17 protein-coding genes are annotated in these 17026 nt (G+C 52.8%); 11 read left to right on the top strand and 6 right to left on the bottom strand.

What is annotated here, in order from left to right:
* Positions 1 to 33 precede the first annotated feature (33 nt).
* The 8 genes from IP582_RS18475 (at position 34) to pdxK (ending at position 7550) form a co-directional block, all read left to right on the top strand.
* Complete coding sequence (locus tag IP582_RS18475; RefSeq protein ID WP_193794054.1) at positions 34 to 609, top strand: RpoE-regulated lipoprotein; 576 nt, start codon at positions 34 to 36, stop codon at positions 607 to 609.
* Between the two features lie 92 nt (positions 610 to 701).
* Positions 702 to 1601: a Dyp-type peroxidase gene (locus IP582_RS18470; RefSeq protein ID WP_039079729.1), complete on the top strand. Its 900-nt coding sequence runs from the start codon at positions 702 to 704 to the stop codon at positions 1599 to 1601.
* A 185-nt stretch (positions 1602 to 1786) separates the two neighbouring features.
* On the top strand, positions 1787 to 2803 hold the full coding sequence (locus IP582_RS18465; RefSeq protein WP_193794053.1) for a sulfate ABC transporter substrate-binding protein: 1017 nt from the start codon (positions 1787 to 1789) through the stop codon (positions 2801 to 2803).
* Complete coding sequence (cysT, locus tag IP582_RS18460; RefSeq protein WP_079496187.1) at positions 2803 to 3636, top strand: sulfate/thiosulfate ABC transporter permease CysT; 834 nt, start codon at positions 2803 to 2805, stop codon at positions 3634 to 3636. The genes IP582_RS18465 and cysT overlap by 1 nt, the downstream gene beginning before the upstream one ends.
* Entirely contained in the window at positions 3636 to 4511 is an 876-nt protein-coding gene (gene cysW, locus IP582_RS18455; RefSeq protein WP_193794052.1) for a sulfate/thiosulfate ABC transporter permease CysW, read from the top strand. The genes cysT and cysW overlap by 1 nt, the downstream gene beginning before the upstream one ends.
* Positions 4501 to 5595, top strand: a complete 1095-nt coding sequence (cysA, locus tag IP582_RS18450; protein WP_193794051.1) for a sulfate/thiosulfate ABC transporter ATP-binding protein CysA — start codon at positions 4501 to 4503, stop codon at positions 5593 to 5595. The genes cysW and cysA overlap by 11 nt, the downstream gene beginning before the upstream one ends.
* 201 nt (positions 5596 to 5796) lie before the next feature.
* Positions 5797 to 6711 (top strand): cysteine synthase CysM, encoded by a 915-nt coding sequence (gene cysM / locus IP582_RS18445; protein WP_193794050.1) that lies wholly within the window; start codon positions 5797 to 5799, stop codon positions 6709 to 6711.
* Between the two features lie 2 nt (positions 6712 to 6713).
* Positions 6714 to 7550, top strand: coding sequence for a pyridoxine/pyridoxal/pyridoxamine kinase (pdxK, locus tag IP582_RS18440; protein WP_193794049.1), 837 nt, complete (start codon positions 6714 to 6716; stop codon positions 7548 to 7550).
* Positions 7551 to 7598: 48 nt separating this feature from the next.
* On the opposite strand, the gene crr is transcribed toward pdxK, so the two are convergent.
* The 5 genes from crr to cysZ all read right to left on the bottom strand — a co-directional run bounded on the left by crr (position 7599) and on the right by cysZ (position 12435).
* The gene (gene crr / locus IP582_RS18435; protein WP_039079736.1) at positions 7599 to 8108 is read right to left on the bottom strand and encodes a PTS glucose transporter subunit IIA; all 510 of its coding nucleotides are present in this window, start codon (positions 8106 to 8108) and stop codon (positions 7599 to 7601) included.
* Between the two features lie 40 nt (positions 8109 to 8148).
* Complete coding sequence (gene ptsI, locus IP582_RS18430; RefSeq protein WP_193794048.1) at positions 8149 to 9876, bottom strand: phosphoenolpyruvate-protein phosphotransferase PtsI; 1728 nt, start codon at positions 9874 to 9876, stop codon at positions 8149 to 8151.
* A 44-nt stretch (positions 9877 to 9920) separates the two neighbouring features.
* Positions 9921 to 10178, bottom strand: a complete 258-nt coding sequence (gene ptsH, locus IP582_RS18425) for a phosphocarrier protein Hpr (RefSeq protein ID WP_039079738.1) — start codon at positions 10176 to 10178, stop codon at positions 9921 to 9923.
* Between the two features lie 382 nt (positions 10179 to 10560).
* Complete coding sequence (gene cysK / locus IP582_RS18420; RefSeq protein ID WP_193794047.1) at positions 10561 to 11532, bottom strand: cysteine synthase A; 972 nt, start codon at positions 11530 to 11532, stop codon at positions 10561 to 10563.
* A gap of 141 nt (positions 11533 to 11673) precedes the next feature.
* Positions 11674 to 12435 carry a sulfate transporter CysZ gene (cysZ, locus tag IP582_RS18415; protein ID WP_193794046.1) on the bottom strand — a complete coding sequence of 254 codons (762 nt, stop codon included), beginning with the start codon at positions 12433 to 12435 and terminating at the stop codon, positions 11674 to 11676.
* Positions 12436 to 12665: 230 nt separating this feature from the next.
* Here cysZ and zipA point away from each other — a divergent pair, with 230 nt between their 5' ends.
* The 3 genes from zipA to IP582_RS18400 all read left to right on the top strand — a co-directional run bounded on the left by zipA (position 12666) and on the right by IP582_RS18400 (position 15955).
* Positions 12666 to 13652 (top strand): cell division protein ZipA, encoded by a 987-nt coding sequence (zipA, locus tag IP582_RS18410; RefSeq protein ID WP_228007910.1) that lies wholly within the window; start codon positions 12666 to 12668, stop codon positions 13650 to 13652.
* A gap of 71 nt (positions 13653 to 13723) precedes the next feature.
* Positions 13724 to 15739 carry an NAD-dependent DNA ligase LigA gene (ligA, locus tag IP582_RS18405; protein ID WP_193794044.1) on the top strand — a complete coding sequence of 672 codons (2016 nt, stop codon included), beginning with the start codon at positions 13724 to 13726 and terminating at the stop codon, positions 15737 to 15739.
* Positions 15740 to 15955 carry a DUF3820 family protein gene (locus IP582_RS18400; protein ID WP_193794043.1) on the top strand — a complete coding sequence of 72 codons (216 nt, stop codon included), beginning with the start codon at positions 15740 to 15742 and terminating at the stop codon, positions 15953 to 15955.
* Here IP582_RS18400 and IP582_RS18395 read toward each other — a convergent pair.
* Positions 15952 to 16941, bottom strand: a complete 990-nt coding sequence (locus IP582_RS18395) for a bile acid:sodium symporter family protein (protein ID WP_039079744.1) — start codon at positions 16939 to 16941, stop codon at positions 15952 to 15954. The two genes, IP582_RS18400 and IP582_RS18395, sit on opposite strands and share 4 nt — an antisense overlap.
* Between the last annotated feature and the right edge of the window lie 85 nt (positions 16942 to 17026).

Genomic DNA, 17026 nt, shown 5'->3' with positions numbered 1-17026 from the left:
ATAGCCGTCAAGTTAACAAGAAAGGATGTAAAGATGAAATCCCTGCGTATAAGCGTCTGCGCGCTGGCACTGGCACTGTCCGGTTGTTCAACGCTCTCTTCGGTCAACTGGTCTGCTGCCTTACCCTGGAACTGGTTTGGCTCATCCATCGAGGTGAGTGAACAGGGCGTCGGGGGGATCGCAGCGACTACTGCGCTTGATGAAAAAGCGATCAACGATGCGCTGGACGGCAATTATCACCTGCGTAGCGGGATGAAAACAGCGAAAGGCAAAATCGTCCGTTATTTTGAAGCATTGAAAGATGACAAAGTGGCGCTGGTGGTGAACGGCGAGAACGGTACCGTAAGCCAGGTGGATGTTCTCGACGGCAGCATTGAAACGGTTAATGGGGTTAAAACCGGCACCGCGTTTAGTGGGCTTTACGATAAAGCATTTGGTAACTGTGTTGCTGCAACGGGTGACGATGTCAAAGGCGTTGAGTGTAAGGCTCCGGGTAGTGCGCATATTAGCTATGTGTTCACCGGCAACTGGAATGGGCCAGAAGGGTTAATGCCGTCTGACGATGCGCTCAAGACCTGGACATTGCACAAAATTATCTGGCGCCGCTAATTTGATCCTACGCGCCGCGTCCTGAACAAAAAACGGGTACAATACGCCCATCAATGCCACGGTTGCGTGGCATCTTTTTTTCAGGAGGAATGATGTCTCAGGTTCAGAGCGGCATATTGCCAGAACATTGCCGTGCGGCGATTTGGATTGAAGCGAATGTAGTGGGTGACAAAAACGCCCTGCGTGAAGGCTGCCGGGTGTTTATCGACAAACTGGCGACCCTGCAGGCGAAATTCCCCGATGCGGCCCTCGGCGCAGTTGTTGCCTTTGGGCATGATATCTGGCGTGAGCTGAGCGGCGGCGAAGGCGCGCAAGAGCTGAAGAATTTTACACCGCTGGGTAAAGGTCTGGCGCCTGCCACACAGTTCGACGTGCTTATCCATATCCTCTCTGTGCGTCACGACGTCAATTTCTCCGTCGCGCAGGCGGCGCTGGCCGCGTTTGGCGACACCCTTGATGTGAAAGAAGAGACTCACGGTTTCCGCTGGGTTGAAGACCGCGATCTGAGTGGCTTCGTTGATGGGACTGAAAACCCGGCTGGCGATGAAATTCGTCGCGATGTCGCCGTCATCAAAGACGGTGTGGATGCAGGCGGCAGCTATGTGCTGGTACAGCGCTGGGAACACAACCTCAAACAGCTTAATCGCATGAGCGTGGGCGATCAGGAGATGATGATTGGCCGCACCAAAGAGGCGAACGAAGAGATTGATGGCGACGATCGTCCGGTCACTTCTCATCTGACCCGCGTCGATTTAAAAGAAGACGGCAAGGGTTTAAAAATTGTACGTCAGAGCCTGCCATACGGCACTGCCAGCGGAACGCATGGCCTCTATTTCTGTGCCTATTGCGCGCGCTTATATAACATTGAGCAGCAGTTACTGAGTATGTTTGGCGACGCTGACGGTAAACGTGATGCGATGTTGCGCTTCACCAAACCGGTAACCGGCGGCTACTATTTCGCCCCTTCTGTAGAACGTTTGCTGTCGTTGTAATTTCTTCACCCTCCCTCTGTTGCTCACCGGAATGCGGGTAGCGTGGGGGGAGGGCAATCTACCCCTCATTGCTTATTCCCTTTTCAACTTCCAAAGCACCAAACGGTATATAAAACCGTTACTGGTTTCACACGCGTTATAAATAAACTGATGCTTGTATCGTCATCATCTTATAAGGGTGCGCAATGGCCGTTAACTTACTGAAAAAAGGATATCTGACGCTGGCAGCGATGACCTTACTGGTCTCCCAGGCGCAGGCGACGGAGTTGTTAAACAGTTCCTATGATGTCTCTCGCGAGCTGTTTGCCGCCCTCAATACCCCGTTTGAGCAGCATTGGGCGAAGGATAACGCGGGCGACACGCTGACGATTAAACAGTCTCACGCGGGTTCCTCTAAGCAGGCGCTGGCGATTTTACAGGGCCTGAAAGCCGATGTCGTCACCTACAATCAGGTAACTGACGTGCAGATCCTGCATGACAAAGGCAACCTGATCCCGGCGGACTGGCAGAGCCGTTTGCCGAACAATAGCTCACCGTTTTACTCCACCATGGGTTTCCTGGTGCGCAAGGGCAACCCGAAAAACATCCACGACTGGAGCGATCTGGTGCGTCCGGATGTGAAGCTGATTTTCCCGAACCCGAAAACGTCCGGTAACGCCCGCTATACCTATTTAGGCGCCTGGGGCGCGGCGGACAAGGCGGACGGCGGCGATAAAGCCAAAACTGAACAGTTCATGACCCAGTTTCTGAAAAACGTCGAAGTGTTTGATACCGGCGGTCGTGGCGCGACCACCACCTTTGCCGAACGTGGCCTGGGTGATGTGCTGATAAGCTTTGAATCGGAAGTAAACAACATTCGTAAGCAATATGAAGATCAGGGCTTTGAGGTGGTGATTCCGAAGACCAACATTCTGGCGGAATTCCCGGTGGCATGGGTCGACAAAAACGTCGAAGCGAATGGGACTGAGAAGGCCGCGAAAGCCTACCTTAACTATCTTTACAGCCCGCAGGCACAGACTATTATCACGGACTTCTACTACCGCGTGAATAATCCGCAGGTGATGGCCAAACTGAAAGATAAATTCCCGCAGACTGAGCTATTCCGCGTGGAAGACAAATTTGGCAGTTGGCCTGATGTGATGAAAACACATTTCGCCAGCGGCGGTGAGTTAGACAAACTGTTGGCGGCGGGGCGTAAGTAATGTTTGCAGTCTCCTCCAGACGTGTGCTGCCCGGTTTTACCTTAAGTCTCGGGACCAGCCTGCTGTTCGTCTGTCTGATTTTGCTGTTGCCCTTAAGCGCGCTGGTGATGCAACTGGCGCAAATGAGCTGGTCGCAGTACTGGGAGGTCGTCACTAATCCGCAGGTGGTGGCCGCCTACAAAGTGACGCTCCTGTCGGCATTCGTGGCATCGCTTTTTAACGGCGTGTTTGGCCTGCTGATGGCATGGATCTTGACCCGTTACCGCTTTCCGGGACGCACGCTGCTGGATGCGCTGATGGACTTACCGTTCGCATTGCCCACGGCCGTTGCGGGCCTGACGCTGGCTTCGCTGTTTTCAGTCAATGGCTTTTACGGCGAGTGGCTGGCAAAGTTCGATATCAAAGTGACCTATACCTGGCTCGGTATCGCGGTGGCGATGTCTTTCACCAGCATCCCTTTTGTGGTGCGTACCGTCCAGCCCGTTCTGGAAGAGCTGGGTCCGGAGTACGAAGAGGCGGCTGAAACGCTCGGCGCAACCCGTTGGCAGAGTTTTAGCAAGGTCGTGTTGCCGGAGCTTTCCCCTGCGCTGTTAGCAGGCGTGGCGCTCTCTTTTACCCGTAGCCTTGGTGAATTTGGCGCGGTGATTTTTATCGCCGGGAACATTGCGTGGAAAACCGAAGTGACCTCGCTGATGATTTTTGTGCGCCTGCAGGAGTTTGATTACCCGGCGGCCAGTGCGATTGCGTCTGTGATTCTGGCGGCCTCGCTGCTGTTGCTGTTTTCCATCAATACGCTGCAAAGTCGTTTTGGTCGACGTGTGGTAGGTCACTAATGGCGGAAGTTACTGAATTGAAACGCTATGACAGCCCCCGCATCAACTGGGGGAAATGGTTTCTGATTGGCACCGGGATGATAGTCTCAGCCTTCATTCTCGTGGTGCCGATGGTCTACATTTTTGTGCATGCCTTTAGCAAAGGGCTGCTCCCGGTATTACAGAATCTCGCTGATCCAGACATGCTGCACGCCATCTGGCTCACGGTACTGGTTGCGTTAATTTCGGTTCCGGTGAATCTGGTGTTCGGTACGTTACTGGCCTGGCTGGTGACGCGTTTTGATTTTCCCGGGCGCCAGTTGCTGCTCACGCTGCTCGATATTCCGTTCGCGGTTTCACCGGTGGTGGCAGGCCTTGTGTATCTGCTTTTTTATGGCTCCAATGGTCCGTTGGGTCCGTGGCTTGAAGCTCATAACCTGCAAATCATGTTTGCCTGGCCGGGCATGGTCCTGGTGACTATCTTCGTCACCTGTCCGTTTGTGGTGCGCGAACTGGTGCCTGTCATGCTGAGTCAGGGCAGCCAGGAAGATGAGGCCGCGGTTCTGCTAGGCGCATCAGGCTGGCAGATGTTTAAGCGTGTAACGTTGCCAAACATCCGCTGGGCGCTGCTCTATGGCGTGGTGCTGACCAATGCGCGCGCTATTGGTGAGTTTGGCGCGGTATCGGTGGTGTCAGGTTCGGTCCGCGGCGAGACGCTCACGCTGCCGCTGCAAATTGAATTACTTGAGCAGGATTACAATGCGGTGGGGTCATTTACCGCAGCCGCCCTGCTGACATTGATGGCTATTTTGACGTTGTTTTTAAAGAGTGCGCTGCAATGGCGTTTGAACAATCAGGAAAAACGCGCGCAACAGGAGGGAAATCATGAGCATTGAGATTGCCAATATTAAGAAGTCGTTTGGTCGCACCCAGGTGCTGAATGATATCTCTCTGGATATCCCTTCGGGTCAAATGGTCGCGTTGCTGGGGCCGTCGGGTTCCGGGAAAACCACGCTGCTGCGCATTATTGCGGGTCTGGAACACCAGACCAGCGGACGTATTCGTTTTCACGGTACCGATGTCAGCCGCATTCACGCGCGCGAGCGCAAAGTGGGGTTTGTGTTCCAGCATTACGCACTCTTCCGCCATATGACCGTGTTCGACAATATCGCGTTCGGTCTGACCGTACTGCCGAAGCGCGAGCGCCCGGATTCCGCAACCATTAAAGCGAAAGTTACCCGTTTGCTGGAAATGGTCCAGTTGGCCCATCTGGCGGATCGTTTTCCGGCCCAGCTTTCCGGCGGGCAGAAACAGCGCGTTGCGTTAGCGCGTGCACTGGCGGTAGAGCCACAGATTCTGCTGCTTGATGAGCCTTTCGGCGCGCTGGATGCGCAGGTGCGTAAAGAACTGCGTCGCTGGCTGCGTCAGCTCCACGAAGAGTTGAAATTTACCAGTGTCTTTGTGACTCACGATCAGGAAGAGGCGATGGAAGTCGCGGATCGCGTGGTGGTGATGAGCCAGGGGAATATCGAACAGGCCGATGCGCCTAATCAGGTGTGGCGCGAGCCTGCTACCCGCTTCGTGCTGGAATTTATGGGTGAAGTTAACCGTCTGAAAGGCACCATCAGCGGCGGGCAGTTCCATGTGGGGGCCCACCGCTGGCCGCTGGGTTATACACCATCGCAGCAGGGTGAGGTCGATCTGTTCCTGCGTCCGTGGGAAGTCGACATCAGTCGTCGTACCAGCCTTGATTCACCACTGCCGGTACAGGTACTCGAAGCTACCCCTAAAGGTCATTACACCCAACTGGTGGTACAGCCGCTGGGTTGGCATAACGAACCTTTGAGCGTGGTACTGACCGGGAATGACGCGCCAGAGCGCGGCGATCGCCTGTTTGTCGGCTTACAGAAGGCACGCCTCTACGCAGGTAATGAGCGGATTGAAAACCGCGAGGAGCTTGCTCTCGCAGAATCTGCCTGATAGGTTATTGCATCAGAAATTGTTGCCGGGTGGCGCTGCGCTTACCCGGCCTACACGGTAAATGCAAAGCAACCCTCGGGCTGTTTATAGTATTTGCACCCTCTCCCACAGGAAGAGGGTTGAGGTGAGTGCATCAGAACGCACTTGCCCGTAGGCCCGGTAAGCGAATGCGCGACCGGGCTTTTTTATTGGACAGGGTGAGTGAACAATACATTAGAGCAAACCATCGGCAACACGCCGCTGGTCAGATTGCAACGTCTTGGACCCGATAACGGTAGTGAGATCTGGGTCAAACTGGAAGGGAATAATCCGGCGGGTTCGGTCAAAGACAGAGCCGCGTTATCGATGATTGTTCAGGCGGAAAAGCGCGGCGAAATCAAACCGGGCGATGTCCTGATCGAAGCGACCAGTGGCAACACCGGTATTGCTCTGGCAATGATTGCTGCGCTCAAAGGCTACCGCATGAAGCTGCTGATGCCGGATAACATGAGTCAGGAGCGTCGCGCCGCGATGCGCGCCTATGGCGCAGAACTGATTCTGGTCACCAAAGAGCAGGGTATGGAAGGCGCGCGTGACCTGGCGCTATCCATGGCTCAGCGCGGCGAAGGCAAGCTGCTGGATCAATTTAATAATCCCGATAACCCCTACGCACACTACACGACCACCGGGCCAGAAATCTGGCAACAAACGGCGGGGCGAATCACCCATTTTGTCTCCAGCATGGGGACGACCGGGACTATCACCGGCGTATCACGTTTCCTTCGCGAGCAAGAAAAAGCGGTCTCCATTGTTGGCTTACAGCCGGAAGAGGGGAGCAGCATTCCGGGTATTCGTCGTTGGCCTGCGGAGTACATGCCGGGCATTTTCAATGCTTCGCTGGTGGATGAGGTGCTGGATATTCATCAGCGTGATGCGGAGAATACCATGCGCGCGTTGGCGGTACAGGAAGGTATTTTTTGTGGCGTGAGTTCGGGCGGCGCGGTTGCTGGCGCACTGCGTATTGCGAAAGTAAATCCGGGAGCGGTCGTTGTTGCTATCATTTGTGATCGTGGCGATCGTTATCTCTCAACGGGCGTATTTGGCGAAGAAAGCTATTCACAGGGAGCAGGGATCTAAGTATGGAGATGATCTTATTCAGGGACAAAACCCGTGCGCAGCAGACCGATATCGTTGCTGTACAGTCGCAAGTCGTCTATGGCAGCGTAGGCAACAGTATTGCGGTACCGAACATCCGTCAGCATCGTTTGAGCGTGACGGCAGTGCCTACTGTGCTTTTCAGTAATACACCCCATTACGATACCTTTTATGGCGGCATCATTCCTGACGAATGGTTCAGCGGCTATTTGCAGGCGCTGGAAGAGCGCGATATCTTGCGCGAACTGAAAGCGGTAACAACAGGCTATATGGGCAGCGCCAGCCAGATTGCGCTTCTGGCGCAGTGGTTAAAAACGCTAAAAGAGAAGCACCCACATTTGCCGGTGCTCGTCGACCCTGTCATCGGCGATATCGACAGTGGTATGTACGTGAAGCCTGAAATTCCCGAAGCCTATTGCCAACATTTGTTGCCGCTGGCGCAGGGGATTACGCCCAATGTTTTCGAGCTCGAAATTTTGAGCGGTAAACACTGCCGTGATATGCAAAGCGCGGTGGAGGCGGCGAAAGGACTGCTCTCTGACACCTTGCAGTGGGTTGCCATTACCAGCGCGCCGGTCCCTTCTGATGATAACTGCATCCATGTGGTTCTGGTGACGAAGGAGAGCGTTGAAATAAGTGCTCACCCGCGTATTGCGGCGGATTTAAAAGGAACCGGGGATCTGTTCTGCTCTGAGCTGGTCAGTAATATTGTTCAGGGGAAACCGTTGGCCGAGGCGGTAAATGGGGCGGGGGCGCGCGTGACTGACGTTATGCGCTATACGCTGGAGAAAGGCTACGACGAGCTGATTCTTCCGGCGTAACAAACAAAAATGGCACCGCAAGGGTGCCATTTTTATATGCATCAAGAATTACTTCTTAATACGAATAACCGGGGTTTCACCAACGGTAACGCTACCGGTCAGTTTAATCAGTTCTTTGATTTCGTCCATGTTGGAGATAACAACCGGAGTCAGGGTAGACTTGGCTTTCTCTTCCAGCAGCGGCAGATCGAATTCAATAACCGGGTCGCCGACTTTCACGCGCTGACCTTCTTCTGCGATACGTTTGAAACCTTCGCCTTTCAGTTCAACGGTGTCGATACCGAAGTGAACGAACAGCTCAATGCCGCTATCGGATTCGATAGAGAAGGCATGGTTGGTTTCAAAGATTTTGCCGATAGTACCGTCAACAGGCGCTACCATTTTGTTGCCAGTTGGTTTGATAGCGATGCCATCACCAACGATTTTCTCAGCGAATACAACATCCGGAACATCTTCAATGTTGACGATTTCGCCGGAAAGCGGAGCAACAATCTCAATGGTTCCAGTGTCTTTTTTATCATCAGAAACCAGAGATTTCAGTTTATCGAACAAACCCATGATCTTCTCCTAAGCAGTAATTTGGGCCGCATCTCGTGGATTAGCAGATTGTTTTTTCTTCAATGAACTTGTTAACCAGCGTCATTAACTCGTCCGTTGTCGGTTGGGCAAGAGCCTGCTCTGCTAAAACCTTCGCATCTTCGAAGTTAGTATTGCGAATAATCTTCTTAATGCGCGGGATAGAAATGGCACTCATACTGAATTCATCCAGACCCATCCCCAGCAACAGAAGTGTAGCACGTTCGTCGCCTGCAAGCTCACCACACATACCGGTCCACTTACCTTCGGCATGAGATGCATCAATAACTTGCTTGATGAGAGTCAGTACAGACGGCGACATCGGCTGGTAAAGATGTGAAATCATATCATTACCACGGTCAACTGCCAGAGTGTACTGCGTTAAATCATTGGTACCGATACTAAAGAAATCAACTTCTTTGGCTAAATGACGAGCAATAGTGGCGGCGGCAGGGGTTTCGACCATCACGCCAACTTCAATTGTCTCGTCAAAAGCTTTACCTTCGTCACGCAGTTCCTGTTTGTAGATTTCGATCTCTTTTTTCAGTGCACGCACTTCTTCAACAGAGATGATCATCGGGAACATGATGCGCAGTTTACCGAAAGCGGAAGCACGCAGAATCGCACGTACCTGATCGCGCAGGATCTCTTTGCGATCCATGGCGATACGCACTGCACGCCAGCCCAGGAACGGGTTTTCTTCTTTCGGGAAATTCATGTATGGCAGCTCTTTGTCGCCGCCAATGTCCATGGTACGAACGATAACGGCCTGAGAACCACAGGCTTCGGCAACCGCTTTGTATGCTGCAAACTGTTCTTCTTCAGTCGGCAGGGACTCGCGGTCCATGAACAGGAATTCGGTACGGTAGAGACCTACGCCTTCCGCGCCGTTGCGCTCAGCACCTGCGACGTCGCGCACGGTACCGATGTTGGCACAGACTTCGACCTGATGGCCGTCCAGCGTGATGGCTGGCAGGTCTTTCAATTTAGCCAGTTCGGCTTTCTCTTCGGCTACCTGAGCCTGAGTGCTACGCAGCGTCTCAATTTCTTGCTCGGTCGGGTTAACGTATACTTTGTTATTAACCGCATCGAGAATCAGATAGTCGTCATTTTTTACCTGAGAGGTGACGCTGCCGGTACCCACAATCGCAGGCAGTTCGAGAGAACGCGCCATGATGGAGGTGTGTGAAGTACGGCCACCCATGTCAGTAATGAAACCGAGGACCTTGTTCAGGTTCAACTGTGCGGTTTCTGACGGGGTCAGGTCAGCGGCAACCAGAATCACTTCGTCCTGAATGGCGCTCAGGTCGATGATAGGCATGCAAAGAATATTGCGCAGCAGACGCTTACCGATATCACGTACGTCAGCCGCACGTTCTTTCAGGTATTCATCGTCCAGCTCTTCAAGGGCAGTCGCCTGACCTTCGATAACTTCATGAGCCGCCGCGTCGGCAGTCATGTGCTTATCTTTAATCAGGGCTATGATTTCCTGCTCCAGCTCCTCATCTTCGAGCAACATAATGTGGCCTTCGAAGATGGCTTCTTTTTCTTCACCGAAAGTTTCGCCAGCTTTCGTTTTGATCGCTTCAAGCTGCGCTGATGCCTTGGCACGACCGCTCAGGAAACGCTCAACTTCCTGGTCAACCTTATCGGCAGAAATTTTTTTCCGGTCAATGACGATTTCGTCTTCTTTCAGCAGAAGTGCTTTGCCAAAAGCGATACCCGGGGATGCTAAAATGCCTGAAATCATAACCCTACCTTACTTGTGACTGATCTTTAAAAGAACCCGGAAAATTACTCGAGTTCTGCCATCAGTTTAACCAGATGTTCAACTGCTTTTTGTTCGTCTTCGCCTTCTGCGGTCAACGTCACGACAGTACCCTGAGTCAGGCCCAGAGTTTGCAGTTTGAACAGGCTTTTTGCGCTGGCGCTTTTGCCGTTGGAAGTCACAGTGATCTCAGAAGTGAAGCCTTTCGCTTCTTTAACAAACTGAGCAGCAGGGCGGGTGTGCAGACCGTTCGGAGCGGTAATGGTAACTTCTTGCTGGAACATTGTATTTCCCCAACTTATAGGTTTAGTGTTGTGGAACTAAAGTCTAGCCTGGCGGCTGGACTTTAGCCTGTATCGTTAGCGCCGGCGTTACGGTATACGACTCAGAAGCGTGGAAAACACGATCCGGTGCTGGCGCTTCTGGCCTTTGACGTTTCGCACGTCATTAAACATTATGCAGCGAAAGCGAGAATTGAACCAAATCATAAAATCGATTCAGCTTCGTGAAATCAGAAACCGATTAATTTCGCGCATCAAAATAAATGTGATGGTTAAATACCAGACCCGAGGAGTCTAATCAATGCCAGGAGGGGTGAAACTTTGATGTGCTCCACAAAAAAGCACCTTCTCAGGTGCTTTTTTGCGCTTTTTTAACAATCTGGCATCACTGTTGCAGTTCTTTTTCAGTAAACAGATCGGCAAACAACGCGGTGCTCAAATAACGCTCACCAGAGGATGGCAGGATAACCACAATATTCTTGTTAGTAAAGGTTTCGTCTTCCTGCAGTTTCAGTGCAGCGGCGACAGCAGCGCCGGAAGATATGCCCGCAAGAATACCTTCTTCTTCCATCAGACGGCGTGCAGTACTGATCGCTTCTTCATTGGTAATTTTCACCACTTTGTCGATCAGTTTTAAATCAAGGTTGCCCGGAATGAAACCAGCGCCAATCCCCTGGATTTTGTGCGGACCAGGTTTCAGCTCTTCGCCCGCCAGCGCCTGGGAGATAACCGGGGAGTCGGACGGCTCAACCGCTACGGTGATCAGATCAGATTTGCCTTTTGTGCCTTTAATATAGCGAGACACGCCAGTCAGCGTACCGCCGGTACCTACGCCGGAGATAAAGACATCTACCTGACCATCGGTATCTTCCCAGATTTCCGGGCCCGTGGTTTTTTCATGAATTTCCGGGTTAGCCGGATTGCTGAACTGCTGCAGCAGGAGATATTTAGAGGGATCGCTGGCGACAATTTCTTCCGCTTTCTGAATCGCGCCTTTCATGCCTTTCGCACCTTCGGTCAGCACCAGATTCGCGCCCAGCGCTTTGAGCAGCTTACGGCGTTCGATGCTCATGGTTTCAGGCATTGTCAGGGTCAGTTTGTAACCGCGAGCTGCGGCAACGTATGCCAGTGCGATACCGGTGTTACCACTGGTCGGTTCAACCAGTTCAATACCCGGTTTCAGCACGCCGCGTTTTTCGGCATCCCAAATCATATTGGCACCGATACGGCATTTAACGCTAAAGCTCGGGTTACGGGATTCTACCTTTGCCAGGATGCGTCCATTACCGATGCGGTTCAGTCGAACCAGCGGCGTGTGACCGATAGTCAGCGAGTTATCTTCAAAAATCTTACTCATGGCCTGTCCTTAACTGTATGAAATTTGGGAACCACTCCAGCATACCCACTTACTGTCCCTGGGGAAGTAAGGAATTCGCATATCTATATGCTGAGCCGAAATAATGGTAACCAGTATGGAATAAGAACCGGAATAATTCCTTTAGCGCCAGGCGGCGTTCTTTTCACGATAACAGTCGACCCACATTGCTGTTGCGCCGCAGACTGCAACTGGCATCACGACCAGATTCAATACCGGAATCAGGGTGAACAGGCTGGTTAGCGCGCCAAATTGCATGTTCGTCACCTTACGTGTCCGCAAGGCGACGCGCATCTCTTTGAACGGCACTTTGTGATTATCAAACGGGTAATCACAGTACTGGATGGCCAGCATCCAGGCGCTGAACAAAAACCACAACACAGGCGCGACGGTTTGACCGATACCCGGAATGAAATAGAGCAGTAATAAAATGAGCGCGCGTGGCAGATACCAGGCAAACTTCTGCCATTCGCGCTTCATAATACGCGGGATATCTTTAATGATGGCGGCCACGCCAGCATCGGGCGGCGTCGCACCGGTTAAGCGAGCCTCAAGCTGTTCGGCGAGCAGGCCATTGAACGGTGCGGCAATCCAGTTGGCGATAGTGGAGAAGAAATAGCTGAACACCAGCAGGATTGAAATAACCGCAATTGGCCAGAGCAAATAGCTAAGCCACTGTAGCCAGCCAGGAACATGGCTCATAAGCGCGGGGATCCAGTTATCGAGGCGGGAAAATAGCCATGCAAAAGCGCCCCCCATCAATATGATATTGACGAGAAGCGGCAAAATAACGAAACGGCGAATGCCCGGCAGCGTGATGAGCTTCCAGCCTTGAGAAAAATAGAAAACGCCGCTGCGTGATGAGGTTGGGGAAGAGGAAACCATAGCCGGGCAATACTCCTTTTATTACAGCCAGAAAAGCAAAAACCTATATTATCTGTTCGCAGGTGAAAAAACCCGTTCGGAAATGTTCGAAAAAACAGCAAAAAGCACAATTTCGTTCATCTTTATGCTGTGAAAGGCATGTGTACACTTGCACTTGACGTAATCGGCAAATACTCTTAGTGAGTAAATGTTTGCCGTGTTGGCAAGGTGTTAGAACAACAGAGAATATAATGATGCAGGATTTGCGTCTGATATTAATCATTGTTGGCGCGATCGCCATAATCGCTTTACTGGTTCACGGTTTCTGGACCAGTCGTAAAGAACGTTCCTCAATGTTCCGCGATCGACCGTTAAAACGTATGAAGTCGCGACGTGACGACGATGACGCCTACGACGAGGATGTCGAAGAAGATGACGACAGCGTGGGCGAAGTCCGCGTTCATCGGGTAAACGCACCGCCAAAAGCGGGAAGTGAGCCTGAGGCGCCGCGTCAACAGCCACAGCATCAGTATCAGCCTCCGTACGCGTCGGCGCAGCCTCGCGCAACAGCCCCTGCCCGCCATGAAGAGCGCCAGGCGCAGCCGTCTGCTCAGCCGGTACAACGTGCGCCGCAGGTGGAGCCGCAGCAGCCCGTTCAGGAGCCGCGTGAGCGCGAATTTGCTCAGCCTGTGGCACCCGCACAGCCACAGCAACCTGCGTTTACGGCGGCACAGCCTTCGCATCATGAACCTGTCGCGCAACCTGAGCCTGAACCTGAGCATATTGAAGAAGCCCCGGTTGCGGAAAAACCGCAGCGTAAAGAGACGGTCATTATTATGAACGTCGCGGCGCATCAGGGCAGCGCGCTACAGGGTGAGCTATTGCTCAACAGTATTCAGCAGGTTGGTTTCAAGTTTGGCGATATGAGCATTTTCCATCGCCATCTCAGCCCGGACGGTAGCGGTCCTACGCTGTTCAGCCTGGCCAATATGGTTAACCCAGGAACATTTGATCCGGAGCGGATGAGCGAACTCACCACGCCTGGTATCACCATGTTTATGCAGGTGCCATCTTACGGTGACGAGCTGCAAAACTTTAAATTGATGCTGCAAGCCGCGCAGTATATCGCCGATGAAGTTGGCGGCGTGGTGCTTGATGACCAGCGTCGTATGATGACACCGCAGAAGCTGCGTGAATATCAGGACAGAATCCGTGAAGTCAGGGACGCAAACGCGTAACGGCCACGGTTGCTTCGTTATTTCCCCAGAACCCCCGCCCGTCGGGGGTTTTTTATCATTGATGGTGCGACATGGAATCAATCGAACAAAAGCTCACTGAACTACGAACCACTCTTCGCCATCACGAATATCTTTATCATGTCATGGATACGCCTGAGATCCCGGATGCGGAATATGACAGGCTGCTGCGTGAACTCCGCGAGCTTGAGGCGCAGCATCCTGATCTCATCACGCCGGATTCACCCACACAGCGTGTGGGTGCCGCGCCGCTGGCCTCATTTAGTCAGGTACGCCATGAAATCCCGATGCTGTCGCTTGATAACGTCTTCGATGAGCAGAGCTTTCTTGCCTTCAATAAACGCGTTCAGGATCGGCTGAAAAGTACCGATGCGCTCATTTACTGCTGCGAGCTGAAACTTGATGGCCTGGCTGTCAGTATCCTCTATGAAAACGGTGTGCTGGTGCGTGCCGCAACCCGTGGTGATGGTACGACCGGTGAGGACATTACCACCAACGTACGCACGATCCGCGCTATTCCGTTGAAACTGCATGGCGACAATATTCCGGCGCGTCTGGAAGTGCGTGGCGAAGTTTTCCTGCCCCAGGCCGGGTTTGAAAAAATTAATGAAGAAGCGCGTCGCACCGGAGGCAAAGTGTTTGCTAACCCACGTAATGCGGCGGCTGGCTCTCTGCGTCAGCTTGACCCACGTATTACGGCGAAGCGACCACTTACTTTCTTCTGTTATGGCGTGGGCGTGCTTGAAGGCGGTGAACTGCCCGATACCCACCTCGGACGCTTGTTGCGCTTTAAAGAGTGGGGTTTACCGGTCAGCGACAGGGTGACGCTGTGCGACTCGCCGGAGGCGGTGCTGGCTTTTTATCACAAGGTAGAAGAGGACCGCCCGACGCTGGGCTTTGATATCGATGGCGTGGTCATTAAGGTCAATTCCCTGGCGCTCCAGGAACAGCTTGGTTTCGTTGCTCGCGCGCCGCGTTGGGCGGTGGCTTTCAAATTCCCTGCCCAGGAGCAGATGACGTTTGTTCGTGACGTCGAATTTCAGGTGGGGCGTACTGGGGCGATTACCCCCGTTGCGCGGCTGGAGCCGGTACATGTCGCAGGTGTGCTGGTGAGTAATGCTACGTTGCATAATGCGGATGAAATCGCCCGTCTTGGTCTGCGCATTGGCGATAAAGTCGTGATTCGTCGTGCGGGCGATGTGATCCCCCAGGTGGTCAATGTGGTGGAGTCTGAGCGTCCTGATGGTACCCGGGAAATCGTATTTCCAGCCCACTGCCCGGTATGTGGTTCGGACGTGGAGCGCGTGGAAGGCGAAGCGGTCACTCGCTGTACCGGAGGGTTGATTTGCGGCGCACAGCGCAAAGAAGCACTGAAACATTTTGTCTCCCGCCGGGCAATGGATGTTGACGGGATGGGCGTTAAGATTATCGACCAACTGGTGGAAAAAGAGTACGTCCATACGCCTGCCGATCTGTTCCGTCTGACGGCAGGTAAGCTGACGGGTCTGGATCGTATGGGACCGAAATCGGCACAAAACGTAGTCAATGCATTAGAAAGCGCAAAAGAGACCACATTTGCCCGTTTCCTGTACGCGCTGGGTATCCGTGAAGTAGGCGAAGCCACAGCGGCGGGGCTTGCGGCGTACTTCGGTACGCTGGAGGCGCTGGAAGCGGCTTCCATTGAGGAACTGCAAAAAGTACCCGATGTAGGCAAAGTGGTCGCGGCGCATGTCTTTAACTTTTTTGCCGAAGAGAGCAACCGCGATGTGATTGGCCAATTGCTGGCAGAGGGCGTGCGCTGGCCTGCGCCGGTCGTTATTAACGCCGAAGAGATAGACAGCCCCTTTGCCGGTAAAACCGTAGTGCTGACCGGTAGCCTGAGCCAGATGTCGCGCGATGATGCCAAAGCCCGCCTGGTTGAGCTTGGCGCGAAAGTGGCAGGCAGTGTGTCGAAAAAGACGGATCTGGTTATCGCCGGCGAGGCCGCAGGTTCCAAATTGGCGAAAGCACAGGAGTTGGGCATTGCGGTGATTGATGAAGCGGAAATGTTACGGCTGCTGGGTGCGTAAATGGAAAAAGAGCAGCTTATTGAGATTGCGAACACTGAGATGCCCTTCGGGAAGTATCAGGGGCGGAAGCTGATTGATTTACCTGAGGAGTACCTGCTGTGGTTTGCCCGTAAGGATTCGTTTCCTGCCGGGCATCTTGGCGAACTTATGCAACTGGTTTTGCTGATTAAAACGGAGGGGCTGGCCCATCTGGTGCAGCCCCTGAAACGCCGTTAAGCTTTCGCCGTTTCCTGTGCCTGCAGTTTTTCTGTCTGGCGTTTGTAGCGACGTGCCAGCACCGCACAGACCATCAGCTGGATTTGATGGAAAATCATCAGAGGCAGCACCATCATTCCTATCACTGATGTCGGGAACAGAATGTTGGCCATCGGAATACCGTTGGCCAGACTTTTCTTGGAGCCGCAGAATACGATGGTGATTTCATCCGCTTTATTAAACCCGAGTTTACGGGCTGCGAAGATATTAATCGCGATAACAATCGCCAACAGAACCATGCTGAACACCACGATAAACAGCAGTGAACCTACGCCTACCTTGTGCCAGATCCCATTAACAACGGCTTCGCTAAACGCGGAATAGACGACCAGCAGAATGGATGTCTGATCGGTTTTCGAAATCCACTTCTTATTACGCGCCACCCACGCGCCCGTCCACCGGCGTGACAGATGACCCAGGACAAAGGGCAACAACAGTTGCAGCATAATTTTGCCAACCTGTTCCAGGCTTCCGTCAGCGCCATGCAGATTCATTAGCAGGCCAACCAGCAGCGGGGAGAGGAAGATACCTAACAGGCTGGAGGCGGAAGCGGAACAGACGGCAGCCGCGACATTTCCTCCGGCAAGTGAGGTAAAGGCAATAGCCGATTGTACGGTCGCCGGCAGAATACACAGATAGAGGAAACCGGTGTAGAGCTCCTGGCTCACATTGACGGGTGACCACCAGACAAACAGTACCCCTAAAACGGGAAATAAAATGAATGTGCTGCACATCACCCACAGATGCAGTCGCCAGTGGCTACCCCCCGCAATAATCGCTTCTCGAGACAGTTTCGCGCCATGCATAAAAAACAGCAACGCAATGGCTGCGGTGGTCAGCCCTTCAAAGAAGGGAACAAAACCGCCGCGGGCCGGGAAGAAAGTGGCCAGCAGAACGGTACACACCAGCGTCAATGTAAAAGGGTCAAGGACACGAAAAAGTTTCATAAACACTCCTGAAATTCGGTGCCAACAGTTTGCGTTTTTTGTTTTGAGAAATAAAATTAATTTATTGAATCCATATATGAATTTA

Origin of the sequence: Citrobacter sp. BDA59-3, assembly GCF_015167655.1 — a bacterium.
Taxonomy (GTDB): Bacteria; Pseudomonadota; Gammaproteobacteria; order Enterobacterales; family Enterobacteriaceae; genus Phytobacter; species Phytobacter diazotrophicus.
This window is presented reverse-complemented; position numbering and strand designations above follow the sequence as displayed.